Source organism: Sporosarcina aquimarina, assembly GCF_023715615.1.
GTDB lineage: Bacteria > Bacillota > Bacilli > Bacillales_A > Planococcaceae > Sporosarcina > Sporosarcina aquimarina_A.
Window position 1 is genome coordinate 403,679 of the sequence record NZ_JAMBOM010000001.1, and the last position, 21,129, is coordinate 424,807.

Genomic DNA, 21,129 nt, shown 5'->3' on the forward strand with positions numbered 1-21,129 from the left:
CAAAATACTGATGGAAAGTGGTATACTATATCGGTTGGAAAAGTCGTGGATTATCAAGGGTCATGAAATACAAAAAAGAATAAGGTGGGACTAATATGGAAAAGACAAAAAGTAAAATTCATTACGCCTGGTGGATTCTAGTTGGGCTATGTTTAATGGTCGGGCTAGGAAAAGGAGCGCTTAATAATACAGCTGGTCTATTCCTTCCTCCAGTTTCCAAGGATTTGGGGATTGGAACAGGGAACTTGACGCTGTACTTAAGTATTTCTTCAATTGTCACATTAATTTTCTTGCCGATTGGCGGAAAGATGATGGCGAAGTATGATATCAAAGCACTTCTAACTGGTGCAATTATTTTGCAAGCAGGATCATTTGCTGCATTCGGCTTCATGAAAGCAGTATGGGGTTGGTACCTCTTCTCTATTCCTTTGGCAGTGGGTGGCGTGTTCATCACTGTTATTGCAGGTCCAGTCTTGATCAATCAATGGTTCAAGAAGAGTAATGGACTAGCACTCGGAATCATGGGTGCGGCAGCAGGAGCGCTCGGTGCGATCTCCCAACCTGTTGTAGGAAATCTGATTGCTAGCAGAGGCTGGAGTCAGACGTATATTATCGTAGGTGTAGCGGTTTTGATCATTGTAATTCCGGTTATTCTGTTGCTCATTCGTAGATCACCAAAAGAAAAAGGATTACAGCCATATGGAGCTGCGGCAGTTACTACAGATGGTGAAGCAGCGGAAGACTTGAATGATAAAGGGATTGCAATGGCAGTTGCAAAGAAATCCGGTGCATTCTATGCGCTGACACTCTTCTTCTTCCTTATCACAGCAATTGCAAGTTTCTCAATCCACATTCCAACGTTTCTTGCAAATAAAGGCTATTCGGTAGAATTCTCTGGAAGCGTGATGGGAATTTATATGATTGGTGTTTTACTTGGTGCGCTAATCCTTGGAGTGCTTAGTGATAAAATCGGTTCTAAAAATACGTCTTTGCTTGCAATGGTTCTAGGGATATTGTCGATCTTTATGTTACTGTTCTTCTCTGAAAGTGCGACACTCATTTCTATTGCAGCTGGAATTCTTGGATTCATGGCTTCGTCTATTGGTACGCTTGCACCAACGCTTGCCTCTACATTATTCGGAAGTAAAGACTATAGCCAAATCTATGCGATGGCTTCACTAGGACTTGCAGTTGCGTCCATCATTGCATTGCCTGCATATGGATATGTCTATGATTTCACTGGAACGTACACAATCGTTCTTTGGATTATCGTTGCAATGTTTGTCATTAATATCTTGGCAATACTTTTTGCCTTCGTAAGTAAAAAGAAACTTGTTGACCAAGGTCATTGGAACTGATCATGCCATTCCATCCTCACTTCTATTTCTAGGAGTGGGGATTTTTACCTATCTACAAGAAAGAAAAAAGCTACTGTGACGTCTGTAAAAAGGCGTCATAGTAGCTTTTTTTATGGGAAACGATCGGGTAGCCCGCGGGAACGATCGGGTAGCCCGCGAAAACGATCGGGTAGTGCGCGGAAACGATCGGGTAGCCCGCAGAAACGATCGGGTAGCCCGCGGGAACGATCGGGTAGTGCGCGAAAACGATCGGGTAGCGCGCGGGAACGATCGGGTAGTGCGCGGGAACGATCGGGTAGTGCGCGGGAACGATCGGGTAGTGCGCGGAAACGATCGGGTAGTGCGCGGAAACGATCGGGTAGTGCGCGGAAACGATCGGGTAGCGCGCGGAAACGATCGGGTAGTGCGCGGAAACGATCGGGTAGTGCGCGGGAACGATCGGGTAGCCCGCGGGAACGATCATGTCAATCCCTTGAATGGATTAGGGAGAATCATTTCACTTTCAACAAGGTGGAAAGATTATACGTCATCTCGATTTCTTCAGCGGGCAGTGGCTTGCTGAAGAAATAGCCTTGACCGAATTGACATCCGCACTGTGCAAGAAGTGTTGATTGGTCAACTTCTTCAATTCCTTCTGCGATAAGTTTCATATCGAGATTCCGTCCCATATCGATAATTGTCTGTACAATGGATTGCATGGGTTCATGGGTCAGCATCTCCATCGTAAAGGACCGGTCAATTTTTAAATAGTCGATTGGTAAAAATCCGAGTTTACTCAAGGACGAATAGCCGGTTCCAAAGTCGTCAATTGCTAATTTTATGCCAAGCGAACGAATTTCCTCGATGACTCGGACAGACTCTGAATCATTCAACATCATGGATTCTGTAATTTCTAAAATAAGTAGGTGAGGAGGGAATTGAGTGATTTCCAAGACGTCTTTCACAAAGACCGGGAATTTTGGATCTTTGAACTGCCGGATGGAAACGTTGACTGCAAGGCCTAAGTTATCGTTGGCACTGTGCCACTCTCTCACTTGTCGGCATGCTGATTCCAATACCCACGTACCAATATCGTTGATCAAACCTGACCGCTCTGCAACGGGTATGAACTCTCCTGGGGGCACGAGTCCTAATTCGGGATGCTTCCATCGAACAAGTGCCTCGAAGCTTTTTAGACGCCCCGTCGCAAGATTGACCACCGGTTGATAATGGATGAGTAACTGATCGGTTTCTAATGCATTCCGGAGATCATTTTCAAGCATCAGTTGCTTTTGTTCTTCATTTTCGGCAGATTGGGAAAATACTTTATATGTGTTTCCGCCTAGTTCTTTGGCGCGATACATCGCCCGATCTGCATTTTTTAATAGTGTCACGGAATCTGAACCGTGTTCAGGAAGGTGGCTAATGCCGATACTTGCAGACGTATAAAGGAACGTGTTATTGACTTCAAATGGTTCCTTGAATGCATCCAGTATATGCTCGGCTATTTCAACGGCTCGTGAGTTTGGCAGTTCAGACAAAATGACAAACTCATCGCCTCCGTGACGAAAAACTTGGGAACCCATGGGAATCGTTTGCCTCAGTCGCATACTAACCAATTTAATGAACATGTCGCCTGACAAGTGTCCCATTGTATCATTGATTGACTTGAACCGATCAAGATCGAGAAAAAGGATAGCGAGTTCAGAACGCTCTGCCGTCATTTTGTCAAGTACGCGAAATAATCTATACCGATTTTGAAGACCTGTTAGAAAATCATGATTGGCATTGTAGTCCAATTCAATGTTTATTAACGTCAGTTTCTGCTGAATTTCTTTATTCTCTACAAGTTGCTTTTGTAGAGAATAAGCAGATTTATCAGCTTTTCGGAACAAGTATATGAAAACCGGTGTAGAAAAGAGGAGCATAGTTCCGGTTCCCAAGAGGCTATACCAGATTTTGTTATTGAAATCTAAGTGATAAATCCGAATAAGCGATTCTTCAGCAATAAGAGGCAGAATAACTACGAAAGTGATGATTAAAAAAAGTCGCTTATATTTGTATTTTTGAGTTGCTAGCTCCATAGTAGACCGCCATCCTAAATAATATATGATAAATAGAAGTAAATGGGAAAGAAACCATCTGAAGGATATACGTCATTTATCGACAAAATTTTGACGGCTTGAATAGGTTTATTGGCATATGTATTGAAGTTATAAGACCTATTTAAGAGAGTATTAACTTCAATATATTTAACAATTTTGGATAGTGTAGAGAATGTTTGCATACAGTATGCTATAATTATTTTGAAATTTACTATTATTTAGAATTTTGATTTATAAGGTTTATTATAAGATCAGGTTTGTCGGTGAAAATACCATTCACTCCAAGTGAAATGAGAGTGGAAGCTTGCTCTAATTGATTGACCGTAAAAGGGTGTATGGCTAACTCAGACCGATGTACGGATTCTACAAGCTGTTCTGAAACGGCCTCTGCGTTTACTCCTATACCCGAGGCATATCGCGAGACTTGTTTCAGTTTTGAAGCGGATAAATGTGCTTTTTTCTTAAATGAATAGAGTTGGATTAGTGGAGTGCTGGGACTCAATTCATGTACTTTTTTTAAGCTATCACTGCTGAAAGATTGGATGATAACTTTCGGGAGCGGATCTTCTCGGTCTAACAGGTGATGACCGTCCAACTGTTCCAAGAGTTGCTGTTCGATACCTGGATAACGATCGGGAGATTTGATTTCAATGTAGTAATTAGTTTGGTCTCCAAATTCACGCAGTACTTGCTCAAGAGAAGGTACTCGTAGACTCGAAAATCTATGAGATGCGAATTCGTTGTCCGGACGATTGAATTCATCTGCAGGTTTGAACGCGCTTAACGTATCAGTGGTGATCTCATCAATCTCCAATTCACTGCCATTCAATTCAATTGAATCGTTGTGAAGAACGACAAGTTTACCGTCTTTTGTCCGATGGAGATCGAGTTCAATATAATGAGCGCCCATTTCAATCGCAAGCTCATACGAAGGAAAAGTGTGCGCTGGCGCATACGCAGAAGCTCCGCGGTGCGCAATTACAAGAAACGGTTCTGTCGGTAAAGAAACAGGTTGTTGGTAAGTGGGAGAGCAACCGGAAAGGAAGAGAAGGAGAATAGTGCCGACCTTTAGTAGTTTCAAGAGAGTGACCTCCGTTCCTTTTGAATGTAAACCTCGTGTAAAGATGATGTTAACTTATGTAAATAGTACGAAAACTGGTTACTGAAAATGATACCATGACCTTGTTAAGAGCGACAGGTCAAATGGAAGTTGACTACCCGAAAGGATGGATTGGATGAAGAAAGTCGAACTGATTGACGTGTCAAAGTCTTATGACAAACAAGTCGATGTGATTTCGAATATCGACGTAACGATCGAACCTGGAGAGTTTTTTGTCTTAGTCGGTCCTTCTGGGTGTGGCAAGAGTACGATGCTGCGGATGATAGCGGGACTGGAAGAGATTACGGGTGGAATAATTGAGATTGGCGGGAAACGAGCAAATCATTTGTCTCCGGACAAGCGTGATCTATCGATGGTGTTTCAAAATTATGCGTTGTATCCACATTTGACAGTGCAACAGAATATAACGTTTGGACTCGATGTGAAGAAGGTGAAAAAAGCCGTTCAAGCAGAAAGAGCAAACGAAGTTGCGGAAATGCTGGGGTTAACCGGTTATTTGAAGCGTAAACCTCGTGAACTTTCAGGTGGTCAGAGACAGCGAGTTGCTCTTGCACGTGCAATTGTAAGTGAAGCACCAATCTGTTTGATGGATGAGCCGCTTTCCAACTTGGATGCGAAATTACGTGCTCACATGAGGATGGAAATCCGCCGAATTCAGCGTAAGCTTGGCATTACGATGATCTACGTAACACACGACCAAGTGGAAGCAATGACAATGGGTGATCGCATTATGATCCTTCACGAAGGAAAAATCCAGCAAGTTGGAAAACCAATCGATATTTATAATTATCCTGCGAATCCGTTCGTCGCGACCTTTATCGGGTCCCCCCCCATGAATATTTGTCCAGCCAGGGCAGAACCGACCAAGTCTGGTGTTTTCGTTGAAGATACGATCCATGTTCCACTGAACGAGGAACAGCTTGTAGCGAGTTCTGCGAGGTCGTTACTAGCAGGAATACGACCAGAGCATATAAAACCACTCGTGTCTGGGACGGAGAGTGGAAATCGGATTCAGGTAGTGGTGACGAATGTCGAAATCCTTGGCAATGAGACTGTATTTTCATTCCAAATCGGACAGAGAGAATGGATGGCGAAATGGAGTGGACAATGGGATATCGCAATTGGTGATCATGTTCCGATTCTGTTGAGCTCTGAATACTTCTGTGTATTTGATGAAGAGACAGGAGAGCTGATTCGTAAACCAGAGGGTCTTGAGCATCTCTCGATTGCGAAAGAGGTGATTCTATGACGACCGTTCGTGCTCCTGGTGTCTGGAAACGTTCTGCAAACTTACGTATTGGTTTTTTATATCTCTTGCCATCTATCATTTTATTTGCGGTCTTCCTCTTTTATCCGATGATCCGGACGATTTACTTAAGTTTTTTTCTGACCGATCAAAACGGAAATGCAGCGGTCAGTGTAGGGTTTGAAAACTACAGCTACTTACTCACATCTCCTGCATTTTTGAATAGTATGAAGGCAACTGGGTTATTTGTCCTGTATACGGTGCCTGTAGGAATTATTCTCGCCTTATTTTTTGCGTTGCTCGCAAATGAAAAGCTAAAAGGTATTGGTTTTTTTAGAACGATGTATTCGTCAACAATGGGAATTTCCGTTGCCGCATCCTCAGTCATTTGGTTGTTTTTGTTTCATCCGAGTGTCGGGGTTTTCAATCGAATTTTGCTCGTTCTCGATTTTCCGCAGATCCAGTGGTTGCTGGATCCGGAATGGGCACTTGTATCGATTGCGATTTCAACAATTTGGATGAACACAGGGTTCTCATTTCTGATCCTTCTCGGAGGATTACAAAACATTGACGAGCATCTGTACGAGAGCTCACGTATCGATGGTGCTGGGTATTTTTACAGACTCCGGCGCATTACCATACCAATGCTCTCACCTACGTTATTTTTCATCATCACCATTTCGTTAATTAATGCATTTCAAACTTTTGGCCAAATTGATATTTTGACCAAAGGAGGACCTTCTCAATCAACAAACTTAATTGTGTACTCGATTTATCGGGAAGCGTTCATCAATTATCAATTTGGAACGGCAAGTGCGCAGGCGGTCATTCTTTTTATCATCATTCTGGTGGTCACCCTCCTTCAATTTAAGCTTGTCGAAAGGAAGGTGCATTATCAGTGAGAGACTCGACGCTTAAGAAAGTTTGGATTTACTTTCTATTGACTGTCACATCCTTTCTGGTGTTCTTCCCTGTGTTGTATGCTTTCATGATTTCGTTTATGAGTGGATCTGAAATTCTGCAAGGTCGATTTTTTCCGGAAGCCTTTAATTTCGATAACTATGCGAAGGTGTTTGACAGGCTTCCGTTATTCAAATACTTGTTGAATAGTTTCGTTGTTTCGCTAACTGTCATGGTTGGACAGCTCGCAGTTTGCAGTTTGGCGGCCTATGCATTCGTTTTTATTCCTTTTAAAGGAAGAGATCTCGTATTCTTCTTGTTCATCTCAACGATGATGATTCCATGGGAAGCGACAATGATCCCGAACTTTTTTACTATTCAAAAGCTCGACTGGTTGAATACGTATCAAGGAATGTCCCTACCATTTTTTGCACTTGCGTTTGGAACGTTTCTGTTACGCCAGCATTTCAAAACGATTCCGAAAGAGTTGCAGGAGGCTTCCCAGATTGCTGGACTCAGTCGCTTTGCTTTCTTTTGGAAAGTAATTTTACCGGTTTCCAAAACGAGCCTTGTCACTCTTGGAGCATATGGATTCCTGACGACGTGGAATATGTACTTGTGGCCACTGCTGATCACGACGAATAGTTCGGTGAGGACAGTTCAAATCGGATTAAAGCAGTTGCAATCTCAAGAGATATCAACCGATTGGGGGGTGGTCATGGCAGGTGTTATCGTCGTCATCATTCCGACGTTATTGCTGTTGTTCATCGGACAGAAGCAATTGCAAAAAGGCTTGTCGCAGGGGGCTTTGAAGTGAAGGTGTTATATAAATGAATCATTAACTTCAAATATACTCCGTTGATTGGAGCGGAAGACGGCGACTCCTGCGGAATCAGCGAAGATCGAAGACCCCGCAGAAGCGTAGCGCCGAGGAGGCTGAGATCGAGCCCGCGGAAAGCGTCCGTCTGAAGCGTAAATCAACACTGTTTATTAGCAGAACAATAGAATGAAAACTATGAGAGATGGGGTGTAGAGGAAGATGAGAAAAACTGTGAAGCTCTTGCTATTATTTTTAACGGTACTCAGTCTGGCAGTCCTTGCAGCGTGTACGAATAGTGACTCCAGCACGAAAGAGGAAGGGACTAAGGGAGAAGACGCGAAAGGCGAAGCTACGAAGACGGAAGATGGCAAAGTGTCGATCGAGTTTTGGCACGCCATGTCCGGGACTGGGCAGACGTCGTTGGATGAAATCGTTGCGAACTTCAATGAGTCTCAAGATGAATATGAAGTGAAAGCCGAATTCCAAGGGTCGTATGAAGAGTCGCTGACAAAACTACGTAGTGTCGGGGGGACGAAAGACGCTCCCGCGATCACACAAGTTTTTGAAATCGGTACAAAGTATATGATCGACAGCGGTTATATTGAGCCAATCCAGAAGTTTATCGACAAAAACAATTTTAACGTTGAGGAGCTTGAGCAGAACATCTTGAACTACTACAAAGTGGATGACGAGCTGTACTCCATGCCCTTTAACTCTTCCACACCAGTTATGATTTATAACAAAGATGCATTCAAAGAAGCTGGACTCGATCCTGAAAAAGCACCTGAAACGTTTGCAGAGGTCATCAATTCTGCGGAAAAGCTGACAACAGGAGATATGTATGGGTTCTCCATGCTGACGTATGGATGGTTCTTCGAGCAACTTTTGGCAACACAAGGTGGAGAATACGTGAATGAAAACAATGGACGTACAGGAGATGCAACAGAAGCTGCATTCAATAGTGATGAAGGCCGTCTCGTATTCCGTACACTCGATACAATGAACAAAGCGAAAACGTTCGGCAATTTTGGAACAAACTGGGATGATATCCGTGCAGCGTTTGCATCAGAAAAAGTAGCGATGTATTTGGATTCATCTGCAGGAGTTGCAGGAGCAATCGAAACTGCACCTTTTGAAGTCGGTGTTGCATATATCCCACATGCGGACGAAGTGAAGCGCAATGGCGTCGTAATCGGTGGGGCATCACTTTGGATGTCAAAAGGAATTGCGGAAGAGGAGCAAGAAGCTGCTTGGGAATTCATGCAATACTTAACAACTCCTGAAGTTCAGGCGAAGTGGCATTTGGATACGGGCTACTTTGCGATTAACCCGAAAGCATATGAGGAAGAAAACGTGAAAGAGAAATGGGCGGAGTTCCCTCAATATAAAGTGACTGTGGATCAGTTACAAGATACGGTGCCAGGCTATGCAACTCAAGGCGCGCTTATTTCCGTGTTCCCGGAGTCGCGTCAACAAATTGTGACGGCACTTGAAGAGATGTATCAAGGAAAAGATCCGGCTGAAGCATTGGAACAAGCGGCTGAAGGAACGAATCGTGCAATTGAAGTTGCAAATAAGACGAAAAAGTAAGAGTGTAGACGCTCCACTTCGGTGGGGCGTTTTTTTGTGTAAGGAAGGATTAAAGGAGGATGCGTAGAAGATACTGGGAATTGAGTAGGAAGAGGTGACGGTGGGTGAATGGAAAAAGGGCTAAGCGTAATAAGAAGAAAGAAGAGAGTGGATGCTTGTCAGATTTGTTTTTTGTCGTACCTGATATAGTATTTGTACCGATTCAATGGCTGTTTCGCGGAGTTATTGCGTTTTTCAGGAATGTTTGGTGAAGGCTAGTTAGCTATGAGCAGTGCATTCTGCGTTCTCCGACAGTTCTCGGTGATTGCCTGACACTCCGAACGATTTCTCGGACACTGGGAGACTTTCTCCATCACTCCAACTGATTTCTCCGACACATAGAAGAGTTTCTCGATAACGAGACACAATTCAACATCATTAAGGGAGTAATTGGTAGCGCTCCGCGCGTTTGAAAAAGGGCTATCCCGCTGTGAGCAGTGCATTCTGCGTTCACCGACAGTTCTCAGGGATTGCCCGACACTCCGAACGATTTCTCGGACACTGGGAGACTTTCTCGATCACTCCAACTGATTTCTCCGACACATAGCAGAGTTTCTCGATAACGAGACACAATTCAACATTATTAAGGGAGTAATTGGTAGCGCTCCGCGCGTTTGAAGAAGGGCTATCCCGCTATGAGCAGTGCATTCTGCGTTCACCGACAGTTCTCAGGGATTGCCCGACACTCCGAACGATTTCTCGGACACTGGGAGACTTTCTCGATCACCCCAACTGATTTCTCCGACACGTAGCAGAGTTTCTCGATAACGAGACACAATTCAACATTATTAAGGGAGTAATTGGTAGCGCTCCGCGCGTTTGAAGAAGGGCTATCCCTCTATGAAATGAGGATATTTGCACAAAAAAGCCGCTTGCAGCATGTAGATGACATGATGCAAGCGACAATTCAAAATTTCTATCAGCCTAAAACTTTTAACTCGCGTGGGAATGTAGAAAGGACTTCCACTTCACCGTCTTCGTTGATATAGACAGTATCTTCAATGCGGACGCCGCCTTCACCAGGAATATAGATGCCTGGCTCGATTGTGAACACGAGACCGGGCTCTGCGATGTCTTCATTGTTCATGTGGATAGATGGCTCTTCGTGCACTTCAATTCCGAGTCCATGGCCGACACGATTGTTGAAATATTCACCGAATCCAGCTTCTTGAATAACGTTGCGTGCAGCGATGTCGAACGTTTTCAATGGATTTCCAGCTTGGACGGCATGGATCCCTGCCTGGTTCGATGCAAGTACCGTATCGTAAATGAGTCGTTGGCGATCGGATGCTTCTCCGATAATGAATGTCCGTGTCGTATCGGACATATAGCCGTCTTTGGCTACTCCGAAGTCTATTAGCAAATAATCACCGACTTGCAGTTTCCGCTCGCCAGGTTCGCCGTGAGGCAAAGCAGCTTTTTCACCAGATAGGACAATTGATGAGAAAGAGGGACCATCTGCGCCGAATTTGCGCATTAAGTATTCAAGCTCGGCTGTTAGTTCTGATTCAGTCATACCGACTTTTACGAGCTTAATGCCTTCTTCAAGCACGCGCTCGATAATTTCAATCGGTTTCTTCAATGCAGAGATTTCTTCACGTGTTTTACGTTTTCGTAATTGGTTGATGAACGCTTGAACATCTGTGACTTCTGCAGTAGGGAAGGCAGTGCAGAACTCGTTGTAACGGAAATAGCTGAATGCTTTTGCTTCAATTCCAACGATTCCTTCTAGCTGTCCGACAGTAGAACGGATGACGTCAAACGGAAGCTGTTCATCTGAAATCGAAACAATCTCTTTGATATCCGAACTCTCTGCAGCTGCATCTTTGTCGAGAGCTGGTGTAAATAAGATGGTTTTGCCATCGTTTGCTTCTATATATAACCCTAGGAAACGCTCGTGTGGATCCGAGTTGAACCCTGTGAAATAGAACACGTTGGCAGGGTCCGTTACGAGCACCGCGGTTAGTGATTGGTCCTGTAGGTGTGAGTGTAGCGATTGGCGTCGTTTTTCGTACATGTCAGTCATGTTGAATTCCTCCTGAATATGCAGTATATAGCTTTATTATGAGGTAATTGATAGAAGAACAACAGGAATTTGCATCATGACTCCACAAAAAAACCGGCTACCAGTAGCCGGTTGCGAATGTTAACTAAAGATATTCATTGTTGTAATGATGATGGGCATTGAAACGACGTCAATCAGGAACGCACCAACAATGGGTACGATTAAATACGCTGTTCGAGATGGGCCGTATCGTGCGGTTACAGCGGCCATATTTGCCATCGCATTTGGTGTAGCCCCAAGTCCGTGACCTGCAAACCCTGCACACATTACAGCGGCATCGTAGTTCTTGCCTAGAATGCGGAACAGAACAAAGATCGCAAATAGTACGAGGAATAGAACTTGTACAAAGACGATGATTAGTAATGGAAGTGCTAGACCTGCAACTTCCCAAAGCTTAATGCTCATAAGTGCCATGGATAAGAAGATACCTAGAGCAACGTCGCCTATTAGGGTGATACTACGCATGTGAACGATATTTCCGTTGATGCGGTCTACAACGTTTCGGACGATTACTGCCACAAACATTGCGCCAACATAGTTCGGCAATACGATACCGTTTGTCAAGTTCGTGAACACTTCACCAAGCAACGAACCGCCTGCCATAGAAGCAACAATAAGGAATGTTTGCATTGTGAAGTTGTCGACCGTGATTGCAGGGTCGTGTGCTTCGGCAACATATTCGAAGGATTCTTCAGTTTCAGTGGATTTCAAGTTATGTTTTTTGATTAAATACTTCACGAGAGGTCCGCCGACTAATCCACCCGCAACCAATCCGAATGTTGCAGCAGCAATTCCAATCGAAAATGCTGAGTCGATACCCATTGCTTCGACAGTTGTCCCATAAGCAGTTGCGCCTCCGTGTCCACCTTCCATGGAAACAGCTCCTGCCATCATTCCGATGAGGGGATGAATGTCGAATAAATAGGACATAGAAACACCAATCACATTTTGCATGATTGCCAGGACTGCGCAAGCGGCCCAATAGATAAGGAGCAATTTACCACCGAGTTTAATGAGTGCAAAACTCGCGCCAAGACCCACTGTTGCGAAAAATGTGAGCATGAATAAGTTTTGAAGCGACGTGTCGAGTGTGAAATTGACGAGTCCGGACGCTTTCAAAATCGTTGCGAGAATCGCGAAAAGTAACCCGCCAACAACAGGAGCAGGTATGCAGAACTTCTGAAAAATACCGATTTTACGTACAAGTAAATTACCTAGTAGCAACAGCGCCATTGCAAGGAACAGCGTTGTTACTTGATTCAATTCAACCGTCATTCTGTGTACCTCCAAGCAGTGAGACAATCGCTTCATTCGTTAAGTAAGCACCGAGTTTAACCGTACGGCCATTCTCATCGAGAGAAGGATTGATTTCTGAGATGTCAAATGAAAGCGTTTTCTGTGCAGACGCAACAATACGAATGAGTTCTCGTACTTGCTTCGGAGAAAGTCCGAATGGCGAAGGTGCACTGACGCCGGGTGCTACAGCAGCGTCCAATACATCTGAACAAAGCGTAAGCATAATATAATCTTGAGTAGCGATAAAATGATGGAGCTGAGTATAGATGTGTTCAACAGGAGTCTCTTCTAATTGACGTTCTGTTATATAGTGAACGCCAAGACGTTCCGCTTCGTCAAATAATAATTGTGTATTACCGAACTCTTGTATACCTAAGACGAAATAAGAGGTAGTGTCATCTGTGTCTAACATTTGTTTAAACATTGTGCCTGAAGACGTTTGTTTGTCATAACTACGCAAGTCGAAGTGAGCATCAATGTTAATAACACCTACTTTCGCATCAGGACCAACGAATTCTCGTACTCCTAAATAATGCCCGAAAGCGGTTTCATGGCCACCCCCAAGAATAACTGGCTTTCTTTTATCAGTTAAGCATTGGCGGACAGTTTGACCGAGTTCACGCTGTGCGTCTTCTAGCTTCCCATCTTCGCAAACAACGGTTCCTAAGTCAACAATTTGGTGTGACTCTGGTTGTCGCCAAGGAAGTTTCGCAAGTTCACTTCGAAGTGAATCTGGTCCAGCAGCAGCTCCTGTTCGACCGTTATTTCGTCGAACTCCTTCGTCAGATGAAAACCCAATCAGTGCACAAGTAGGACTGGTAGCGCTTTCTTTCGGTGAGTTCAGCTGCATCACTTGATGAAGACGAAATGCTGCACGGTTGGTAACATCGTCGATTCGACCGCTCCAGACTTCTTGATTCGTTGCGTTGATCATAGGAATCACCCTTTCAAGGTTAAGTGCAATACGCTTCATTATACGAGCACTCATTTATTATTTCAAATATCTATAATTCATTTACTTATGCTTTCAGGTTATAATAGATCGAAAGAAGGAGATGAGGACAATGGACATCAAACAGCTTCGTTACCTTGTAGCTGTCGTTAAAGAAGGTGGTTTTTCAGGAGCTGCCACTAAGCTACATTTGTCCCAACCTTCCCTCAGTAAAGCAATCCGGACGCTTGAAGGACAAATTGGCTTTCAGTTATTGGACCGGACAACGAAGCGGGTGGATTTGACGGAATCGGGTCGAGTGTTTTACGAGCGTGCCCTTCACATATTATCTGAAATGGATATTTTTGAAAAAGAAGTGAATGAAGTGAAAGTGGCGGGTAGTGGAGAAGTTAGACTAGGCATGATTGAATCTGTAAAGAACTGGATTCCTAATGTGTTGAGGTGGTATAGGGAGGAATATCCTGACATGCATGTCGTTCTGAAAGAAGTCCTCGGACGCAATGACATTGAGCAGGCGTTACGCAATTATGCGGTTCATATTTGTTTGACGAATGAATATATCGATGAACCTGATATTGTAACCGCGCCTTTGTATAAAGAAAAATTAGTCCTCGTCTTGAATGCAGAGCACCCTCTAGCAAATCGAGCAGAGGTTGACTTAGGACATCTCGCAGATGAGCCGTTTATCATCACGAGTAGAGGATTTCAAACACGGGTGAATATCAATGAAGCGTTTAAAGAAGCGGGCGTAAACATGGATAGTTGTTACGAAGCGGATCGCTTCGAAACCATTTTGACATTAGTGGAGGCAGGCATCGGGGTCTCTATTATTCCTCGAAATTACATTGGAGAAGTTGTGCCAGAAACTCTCGCAATTCGAGAACTGGATAGCCCGAGTCTTGAAAGGACAGTGTATTTAGCTTATGTGAAAAACCGATACCGCCCACCAGCAATTGAAGCATTATTGCAAAGAATGCTAGCGAGTATATAATCCAATCTGGAAATAGAGTGACGTTCTGCGTGAAAAGGTTGCTCATTTAGTATTCCTTGAAATTGCTAGCTGGGTATAACTGTATTGGAAGTAGGCGGAAAGTTGCGATAAATACTTTTGTTTGTGAAAGAAAAGTCTTCAAATACGAACGATTGAAGGAGAAAAATAATTATTGTTCATAAAATGCTTGTGATTGAATAACAATCTATGTATACTGACAAAGTGATAAAAGTGACTATATTCTCGTATATGCTCAGTAATACGGTCTGAGCGTCTCTACCAGGTTCCCAATGAAAGAACCGGACTACGAGTTGAAGAATAGTGTGTAAGCATTATGGTTCTTTGTGTTCTTTAGCATGAAGAAATCGTGAGGTCTGCACACACCCTTTGACTTTCGTATGTCCGGTTTGCAACTACTTGTTGCACGCCGGACTTTTTTATTGCATGCGTATGCAATAACTAGAGATACAAGAGATATTATGTTTGTACAAGTAAGTCTGAACGATAATTAGGAGGTTTGCAGATGAATGCAAAAGGGATAACAGAGAAACTTTTTAAGCTAAAGGAATTCGGCACGACGCCCCGAACGGAAATGGCTGCGGGGTTAACGGTTTTCATGACGATGCTGTATGTTCTGATTGTCGTACCTGGCATGTTGGACAACGCTGGATTGCCAAAAGGTCCTGCGACAGTAGCCGTTATTTTGATGACGGGTGTCATTACTATCATAATGGGACTATACAGCAACCGACCGTTCGCACTCGCTCCAGGTCTAGGATCTGTTGCGTTTCTATCGGTCACCCTTGTCCTAGCAGAAGGAATTCCTTGGCAGACGGGTATGGGGATGGTGTTCATTTCAGGGATTCTGTTCGTTTTATTTACCATTTTGGGACTTAGAAAACTGATTGTTCGGCTCATGCCGCCTGCTATTAAACTTTCCATTGGTGCAGGTGTAGGGTTGTTCATCGCTTTGATTGGATTCAGAAGTGCAGGACTTGTACAGGCTAGCGAACAGTCAAATTCGCTTCAACTAGGGGATTTGAGTTCGCCAAATGCGATTCTCTCATTGATTGGATTTTTCATCATGGCAGTGCTGTTGGCTCGTAAAGTCCGTGGACACTTGCTGATTGGAATCGTTTTGGTCACAATCATTGGAATTCCGATGGGCATTACGAAGCTACCGACTTCGGTATTTTCTATGCCAGAAAGTATTGCACCAGTAGCATTCAAACTTGATATCTTAAATGCTCTAAAATTAGAGTATTTCCCGTTCTTACTGGCGTTTTTCATTCCTGACTTTTTCTCAAGCCTAGGAACGATGTTAGGCGTCGGAAGTAAAGGGAATATGTTGGATAAAAATGGGGACTTGCCCAATATCGATAAACCATTTCTCGTCGATGCAGGAGGAACTGCATTGGGATCGCTATTTTCCGTTCCCGTTATGACGACGTATGTAGAATCTGCGGCAGGTGTTGAGGCGGGTGGACGTACAGGATTGACTGCGGTCACAACAGGACTTCTATTTTTGCTGACAATCTTCATCACACCGTTAATTATGATTATTCCGAAAGAAGCAACGGCGCCTGCATTGATATTAGTAGGGTTGACGATGCTATCTGCTGTACGTAATATCAATTTTGAAGATGTAACGGAATCACTTCCAGCGTTCATGACGATTGTCATTACGATTTTCACTTTCAACTTTGGTAACGGAATCGCAGCGGGGATTATCATATACGTACTTGTGAAGGCACTTTCAGGACGTCATAAAGAAATTCATCCTGGACTTTATGTGCTTGTTGTACCGCTCATTTTATATTTCATTACAATTGCAGAATAACTATAGATAGGAGATAGGTTTTATGTATACTCGCAAACAAATTACAGCTGCTGCACGTGGAGATGTCCGGATGGATACGGTGATCGAAGGGGTTCAACTCGTCAACGTATTTACGGCTGAAATCTATCAGGCAGATATCGGAATTAAAGAAAATCGATTCAGCGCGATTGCCCGATACGAAAATGGACTACCAGACTTCAAACTAGAAGGAGAAGTAATCGTCGATGGTCGTGGAAAGTACGCGATTCCTGGATTGATTGACTGTCATGTCCATATCGAAAGTACGATGGTGACACCGGATATGTTTGCCCGGGCATTGATTCAACGGGGGACGACTGTTGCTGTGATTGACCCACATGAAATCGGAAATGTACTTGGAGCTGAAGGTGTCCAGTATATGGTGGAAGCAAGTCGTGGACTTCCGGTTAAAATTCTGACGACGATTCCCTCTTGTGTTCCGGCTGTACCGGGCGTGGAAACAGCAGGTGCTGAGTTTGGGCCTGCTGAAGTGGCGGAGTTGTTGAAATTACCTGATGTTGTCGGAATCGCAGAAATCATGGATTACATTGGGGTTATCCAGCAGAATGAACGAATGGCAGGGATTGTCCAAACTGGGCTTGATGCTGGTGTGTTAAATGAAGGCCACTTGCCTCGTGCTGGTGGGCGTGATCTTGCTGCGTATTTGGCAGCTGGGGTGAATTCCGATCATGAAAGTCGTACAGTCGAGGAAATTGTGGAGAAATTGCGTGCGGGTATGCTCATTTACATTCGTGAATCGAGTGTCAGCCAGTTCGCAGATATTGCCGCAAAAGCATGGCAACAGCTCCCTTATGCATCGAATATCGCGATGTGTACAGATGATGTGGAACCGAATGACATGTTGCATAATGGACAGTTGAACCGTGTCGTCCGTCGTTGTATCGAAGAGGGAATTCCAGCACCACTTGCCATTCGATTTGCTACGTTACATGGGGCGCAACGATTCGGTCTACATGATCGTGGGGCAATCGCACCGGGTTACATTGCAGACTTCTCATTAGTGGAATCACTCGAAACCATGAAAGTGGAAGACGTTTGGTCAGAAGGTAGGATGGTTGTAAAATCGGGCGAGCTTCTTGAATCGATCGAAAGCGCTGTTCCTCCATTGACTAAGAATACTGTCAAGCTTCCGGAACTTAATGCTTCTGATTTTGTTCTAAAAGCACCGATTGAAAATGGGAAAGTCACTGTGACAACAATGGAAATGACGAAAATTGGGACAACTGCGCGCGGAACAGTGGAATTGACTGTTAAGGATGGCGTGATTTCTGAGCTGCCGGAAGGGTATCTATTCGCATCGGTTACGGGGCGTCATGGACAAAATCGTAAGCCATTTGTTGGCGTTCTAAAAAATGCAGGTCTTCGTGAAGGTGCATACGCAACGACTGTCGCACACGATAGCCATAATCTTGTATCCGTCGGTACAAACGCTATTGACATGTATACGGCATCACAAGCACTTGCAACATCAGGAGGCGGATTGTGTTTAATCAAAGATAGAATCGTACAAGCTCAAGTGGATTTACCAATCGCAGGGCTGATGGCAGCTGAACCTATCGAACAGCTCGGTCCAAAAGTTGAAAAGTTCAACGAAGTCGCACGCTCTATGGGAGTTCAAGTCGGCAGAAGATCACCATCCATGGCTCTCTCATCGCTGACACTTACAGTTATCCCTGAAATCCGTATCACAGACATGGGATTGGTCGATGTTCACACACAACAGATGATTGCTTTGTTTGCGGAATAATTCTAATGTAACCGTTTATAGAAGGCGGTTCGTGTTGAACTTTAGACTTTCAAATTTCTCAACAACGGCATCGGTTGAATTACTTACCTTAATCAATTAGAGATTTTTTGCTCACAACGTCAATACCCAAATAAGAAAATGAAAAGAAACCGTGCATGAACGTCATGCACGGTTTTTCCATATAACTAAAAAGAAGATTCATGTATCACTTGTAATCTTAAGAAAGTCTTCATGAATTCCCTAGTTATTTCAAAAGAAAGATTTGTCATACTAAGGATGTTCAACTTCCAAAAGAATGGGTAAAACATAGAATACAGGAGATAGAAAAGGAGGGGGAGATCGATGAGGAAGGGGCTACTAATTTTCTTTGCTGTACCCATACTGTTTTATAGTCTGTACACATATGTTGCCACGCTATTTATCCGCATAACGAGTATCGGAATTCGGAAAAAGGTGTGTAACGGCACAGGAATTTCGCTTACATTCGACGATGGTCCAAATCCACTTTATACACCGAGATTGCTCGATTTGTTAGCTCATTATAATATCAAAGCTATTTTTTTCGTTGTAGGGAGGCATGCCGAAAACTATCCAGAAATCATACAAAGAATGCATGCAGAAGGGCACTCCATTGGCATCCACCATTACGAACACGTGTCACCTTGGGGACTCACTCCTCACCAAACTTATCAACAGATCAAGCGTACGGCCAAAGTGATTAAAGAACTTACTGGAAGTGAACCTATTTTTTATCGTCCTCCTTGGGGACGTTTCAATCTAGCGACCATGACCGTCTCCCGTCAATATATCACGATCATGTGGACACACATTGTTGGAGATTGGAAGATTCAAACATGCGATGAAAAGCTGTCTGAAAGGTTGCGTGCAATCCCAAAAGATGGATCGATTGTGGTGCTGCATGATGATGGAAGCAACCCAGGAGCGGATGACGAAGCTCCAGCACATATGCTTCACGTGCTGGAATCTTATATTCAGGATGCGACTAAAAAAGGTACCCGATTCATCGCGCCAGATGAGCTGATGAAGTATGGACAGGAGCATGGTCATGTCCATTGAAGCGATGACAGACTATCTCCTTCAGTATGGCAGCCTCGTCATTTTCATTCTCTTATTCTTTGGAATTGTCGGCATTCCTTCACCTGAAGAATCATTGATCTTTTTGATAGGCGTTCTGGTTGCGCAACATCAACTCCAACTGTTTCCATCTACAATCGCTGCGGTACTAGGTGCATTGACTGGCATGTTGGCCGCTTACGGAGGAGGTAGATTCATTGGATACCCACTATTGCACAAAGTCGGGAAATTTATTGGCCTGACGAAAGAACGCTGGGAGAAAGCGGAGCAATCGTTTAAAAGGAGACGTAACCGTACAGTTGTGTTTGGTTTTTTTATGCCCGGCATACGGCAGATTAGTCCATACTTTGCGGGATTGACTGGCATGCCGTTCTATCAGTTCTTCGGGTTAGCTGTTTTTGGAACAATTCTTTGGGTGATGCCTTTTCTGATAGCAGGGTATGTGCTCGGCCGATCGTTCCATGTTAACCCAAGTTATGCTTCCCTCGTAGGACTATTTTTCTTATTGGTAATGATAGGGTGGTTCCTTTTAAAAAAAGTGAAGTCGAAGAAGAACGTGAAAAACTATAAAACACGTACATAGGAGGTGCAAAGGATGAAAAAGGTCTTGTTTTTTCCGCATCTACAAATGCAATCAGGACATCATCAGGCAGCGGAGGCACTGATGGATCTAGTTCAGCAACGGTATCCTGACGCTGAAGTGAAAAAAATCGACTTATTGTCGGAAACGAATAAATTGCTGGAAAAAGTCATTACAACAGGCTATCTGCAATGGATTAAACGTGCACCTCGCCTTTATAGCAAGACCTATAAAAAACTCTATTTCAGCCAAGAGCCGCTGGACGAACAGTATATTTGGCATCAACCGTTGTTTTTGCACAAATTGAAAAAAATATTGAGAGAGGAGCAGCCAGACCTTATTTTCTGTACACACAGTCTGCCCTCTTGCATGCTCAGTAAACTGAAACTAGCTGGCCAATGCCACGTACCTGTCGTGAATGTCTATACGGATTTTTTCGTTCATGATTACTGGGGACATCGTGGAATTGACGCACATTTTCTGCCGACTTTGGAAGCGAAGGAGCAGTTATCGAAGAATCCGAACGTACCAGGACAGCTAATTGTCACAGGAATTCCAGTTCACAGGAAGATCAGGCGTACTGATAACAGCACGTCCTTGCATAAGCCTGATGACAAACCGGTAATTCTTCTAGCAGGTGGAAACAGTGGATTGGGATGTCCCTCCCGAATGTTTGAGGAACTGGAGTCGGTAGAAGATTTTCAATTCGTTGTACTATGCGGCCGCAATGAGCGGTTACATCGAAAAATTGAATCATGGAATCTTCCTCATATTAAACCGTTATCGTACGTAACTTCCCGAGAAGAGATGAATGCACTCTATGAAGTTGCAGACGCCCTTGTCACCAAACCGGGTGGAGTCACAGTTAGTGAAGCGCTCCGAAAAAAAATCCCGATGTTTATCCATTCCGCATTACCTGGTCAAGAAGAAATGAACTTAGAAACGCTGATTCCAAAAGGATTGGTTACGCAGCTCACGCCGGATACTCCGCTAGTTGACCAGTTGCGGGAAATGTTGTCAGACAAAGGGCGAATGGAATCGTGGAAAAGTGCGATGGATGCATATTCAGACGAATTGTCAATCCAAACTGATGAACAGCTCGTAACTGTTATCGAACAACTGCTGGCACCAATAGGTGAAAAAGTTCAAGGGAAAGTACCATCCTTAAAGCGTCGATCGATAACGGTGACGTGAAGACAAGTGCTCTAACTAGTAACAGATTCGAACTCATCATACATCGTTTTTTAGCCTGCACATTGCGGGCTTTTTTGTTGTTCTAGGAAGTAGCTGAAGTTGATTTGAAGCATTGAGGTGGACGAGAATTCCCATCTTTCATGACTAGATTGAAAGAAAAATACACCCAAGAA

At 43.9% G+C, this 21,129-nt stretch carries 18 protein-coding genes and 1 riboswitch; of the genes, 13 read left to right on the plus strand and 5 right to left on the minus strand.

The window, feature by feature from the left end; genetic code table 11:
- Window positions 1–95 precede the first annotated feature (95 nt).
- Window positions 96–1,358 (plus strand): MFS transporter, encoded by a 1,263-nt coding sequence (locus tag M3197_RS01840; protein ID WP_251658307.1) that lies wholly within the window; start codon window positions 96–98, stop codon window positions 1,356–1,358.
- 112 nt (window positions 1,359–1,470) lie between these two features.
- Window positions 1,471–1,920 carry a hypothetical protein gene (locus M3197_RS17450; RefSeq protein WP_432813965.1) on the plus strand — a complete coding sequence of 150 codons (450 nt, stop codon included), beginning with the start codon at window positions 1,471–1,473 and terminating at the stop codon, window positions 1,918–1,920.
- On the opposite strand, the gene M3197_RS01850 is transcribed toward M3197_RS17450, so the two are convergent.
- Both M3197_RS01850 and M3197_RS01855 read right to left on the minus strand, forming a co-directional pair.
- A complete protein-coding gene (locus M3197_RS01850; RefSeq protein WP_251658309.1) occupies window positions 1,850–3,421 on the minus strand; it encodes a putative bifunctional diguanylate cyclase/phosphodiesterase in 1,572 nt (523 codons plus the stop codon). The genes M3197_RS17450 and M3197_RS01850 overlap by 71 nt on opposite strands.
- Before the next feature lie 235 nt (window positions 3,422–3,656).
- A complete protein-coding gene (locus M3197_RS01855; RefSeq protein ID WP_251658310.1) occupies window positions 3,657–4,523 on the minus strand; it encodes a glycerophosphodiester phosphodiesterase family protein in 867 nt (288 codons plus the stop codon).
- 154 nt (window positions 4,524–4,677) lie between these two features.
- Between M3197_RS01855 and M3197_RS01860 the strand changes: the two genes are divergently transcribed.
- The 5 genes from M3197_RS01860 (at window position 4,678) to M3197_RS01880 (ending at window position 9,369) form a co-directional block, all read left to right on the plus strand.
- Window positions 4,678–5,811: an ABC transporter ATP-binding protein gene (locus M3197_RS01860; protein WP_251658311.1), complete on the plus strand. Its 1,134-nt coding sequence runs from the start codon at window positions 4,678–4,680 to the stop codon at window positions 5,809–5,811.
- A complete protein-coding gene (locus M3197_RS01865; protein WP_251658312.1) occupies window positions 5,808–6,710 on the plus strand; it encodes a carbohydrate ABC transporter permease in 903 nt (300 codons plus the stop codon). Before M3197_RS01860 ends, M3197_RS01865 begins: the two co-directional genes overlap by 4 nt.
- Window positions 6,711–6,736: 26 nt before the next feature.
- Window positions 6,737–7,525, plus strand: coding sequence for a carbohydrate ABC transporter permease (locus M3197_RS01870; protein WP_432813975.1), 789 nt, complete (start codon window positions 6,737–6,739; stop codon window positions 7,523–7,525).
- 222 nt (window positions 7,526–7,747) lie between these two features.
- Window positions 7,748–9,118 carry an ABC transporter substrate-binding protein gene (locus M3197_RS01875; protein ID WP_251658314.1) on the plus strand — a complete coding sequence of 457 codons (1,371 nt, stop codon included), beginning with the start codon at window positions 7,748–7,750 and terminating at the stop codon, window positions 9,116–9,118.
- 104 nt (window positions 9,119–9,222) lie between these two features.
- A complete protein-coding gene (locus tag M3197_RS01880) occupies window positions 9,223–9,369 on the plus strand; it encodes a hypothetical protein (RefSeq protein ID WP_251658315.1) in 147 nt (48 codons plus the stop codon).
- A 707-nt stretch (window positions 9,370–10,076) separates the two neighbouring features.
- Here M3197_RS01880 and M3197_RS01885 read toward each other — a convergent pair.
- The 3 genes from M3197_RS01885 to hutG all read right to left on the minus strand — a co-directional run bounded on the left by M3197_RS01885 (window position 10,077) and on the right by hutG (window position 13,452).
- Window positions 10,077–11,183, minus strand: a complete 1,107-nt coding sequence (locus tag M3197_RS01885; protein WP_251658316.1) for a M24 family metallopeptidase — start codon at window positions 11,181–11,183, stop codon at window positions 10,077–10,079.
- A 120-nt stretch (window positions 11,184–11,303) separates the two neighbouring features.
- Window positions 11,304–12,497 carry a sodium/glutamate symporter gene (gltS, locus tag M3197_RS01890; RefSeq protein WP_251658317.1) on the minus strand — a complete coding sequence of 398 codons (1,194 nt, stop codon included), beginning with the start codon at window positions 12,495–12,497 and terminating at the stop codon, window positions 11,304–11,306.
- Window positions 12,487–13,452 carry a formimidoylglutamase gene (gene hutG, locus M3197_RS01895; RefSeq protein WP_251660042.1) on the minus strand — a complete coding sequence of 322 codons (966 nt, stop codon included), beginning with the start codon at window positions 13,450–13,452 and terminating at the stop codon, window positions 12,487–12,489. The genes gltS and hutG overlap by 11 nt, the downstream gene beginning before the upstream one ends.
- Window positions 13,453–13,582: 130 nt before the next feature.
- Between hutG and M3197_RS01900 the strand changes: the two genes are divergently transcribed.
- The 6 genes from M3197_RS01900 (at window position 13,583) to M3197_RS01925 (ending at window position 20,956) form a co-directional block, all read left to right on the plus strand.
- Window positions 13,583–14,461 carry a LysR family transcriptional regulator gene (locus tag M3197_RS01900; protein WP_251658318.1) on the plus strand — a complete coding sequence of 293 codons (879 nt, stop codon included), beginning with the start codon at window positions 13,583–13,585 and terminating at the stop codon, window positions 14,459–14,461.
- A 223-nt stretch (window positions 14,462–14,684) separates the two neighbouring features.
- A riboswitch (purine riboswitch) is annotated at window positions 14,685–14,788 on the plus strand.
- Window positions 14,789–14,984: 196 nt separating this feature from the next.
- Entirely contained in the window at window positions 14,985–16,301 is a 1,317-nt protein-coding gene (locus tag M3197_RS01905; protein ID WP_251658319.1) for an NCS2 family permease, read from the plus strand.
- A gap of 22 nt (window positions 16,302–16,323) precedes the next feature.
- Window positions 16,324–18,087: an adenine deaminase gene (locus M3197_RS01910; RefSeq protein WP_251658320.1), complete on the plus strand. Its 1,764-nt coding sequence runs from the start codon at window positions 16,324–16,326 to the stop codon at window positions 18,085–18,087.
- Between the two features lie 342 nt (window positions 18,088–18,429).
- Window positions 18,430–19,164 carry a polysaccharide deacetylase family protein gene (locus tag M3197_RS01915; protein WP_251658321.1) on the plus strand — a complete coding sequence of 245 codons (735 nt, stop codon included), beginning with the start codon at window positions 18,430–18,432 and terminating at the stop codon, window positions 19,162–19,164.
- The gene (locus tag M3197_RS01920; RefSeq protein WP_251658322.1) at window positions 19,154–19,765 is read left to right on the plus strand and encodes a DedA family protein; all 612 of its coding nucleotides are present in this window, start codon (window positions 19,154–19,156) and stop codon (window positions 19,763–19,765) included. Before M3197_RS01915 ends, M3197_RS01920 begins: the two co-directional genes overlap by 11 nt.
- A 12-nt stretch (window positions 19,766–19,777) precedes the next feature.
- On the plus strand, window positions 19,778–20,956 hold the full coding sequence (locus M3197_RS01925; RefSeq protein WP_251658323.1) for an MGDG synthase family glycosyltransferase: 1,179 nt from the start codon (window positions 19,778–19,780) through the stop codon (window positions 20,954–20,956).
- Window positions 20,957–21,129: the final 173 nt, after the last annotated feature.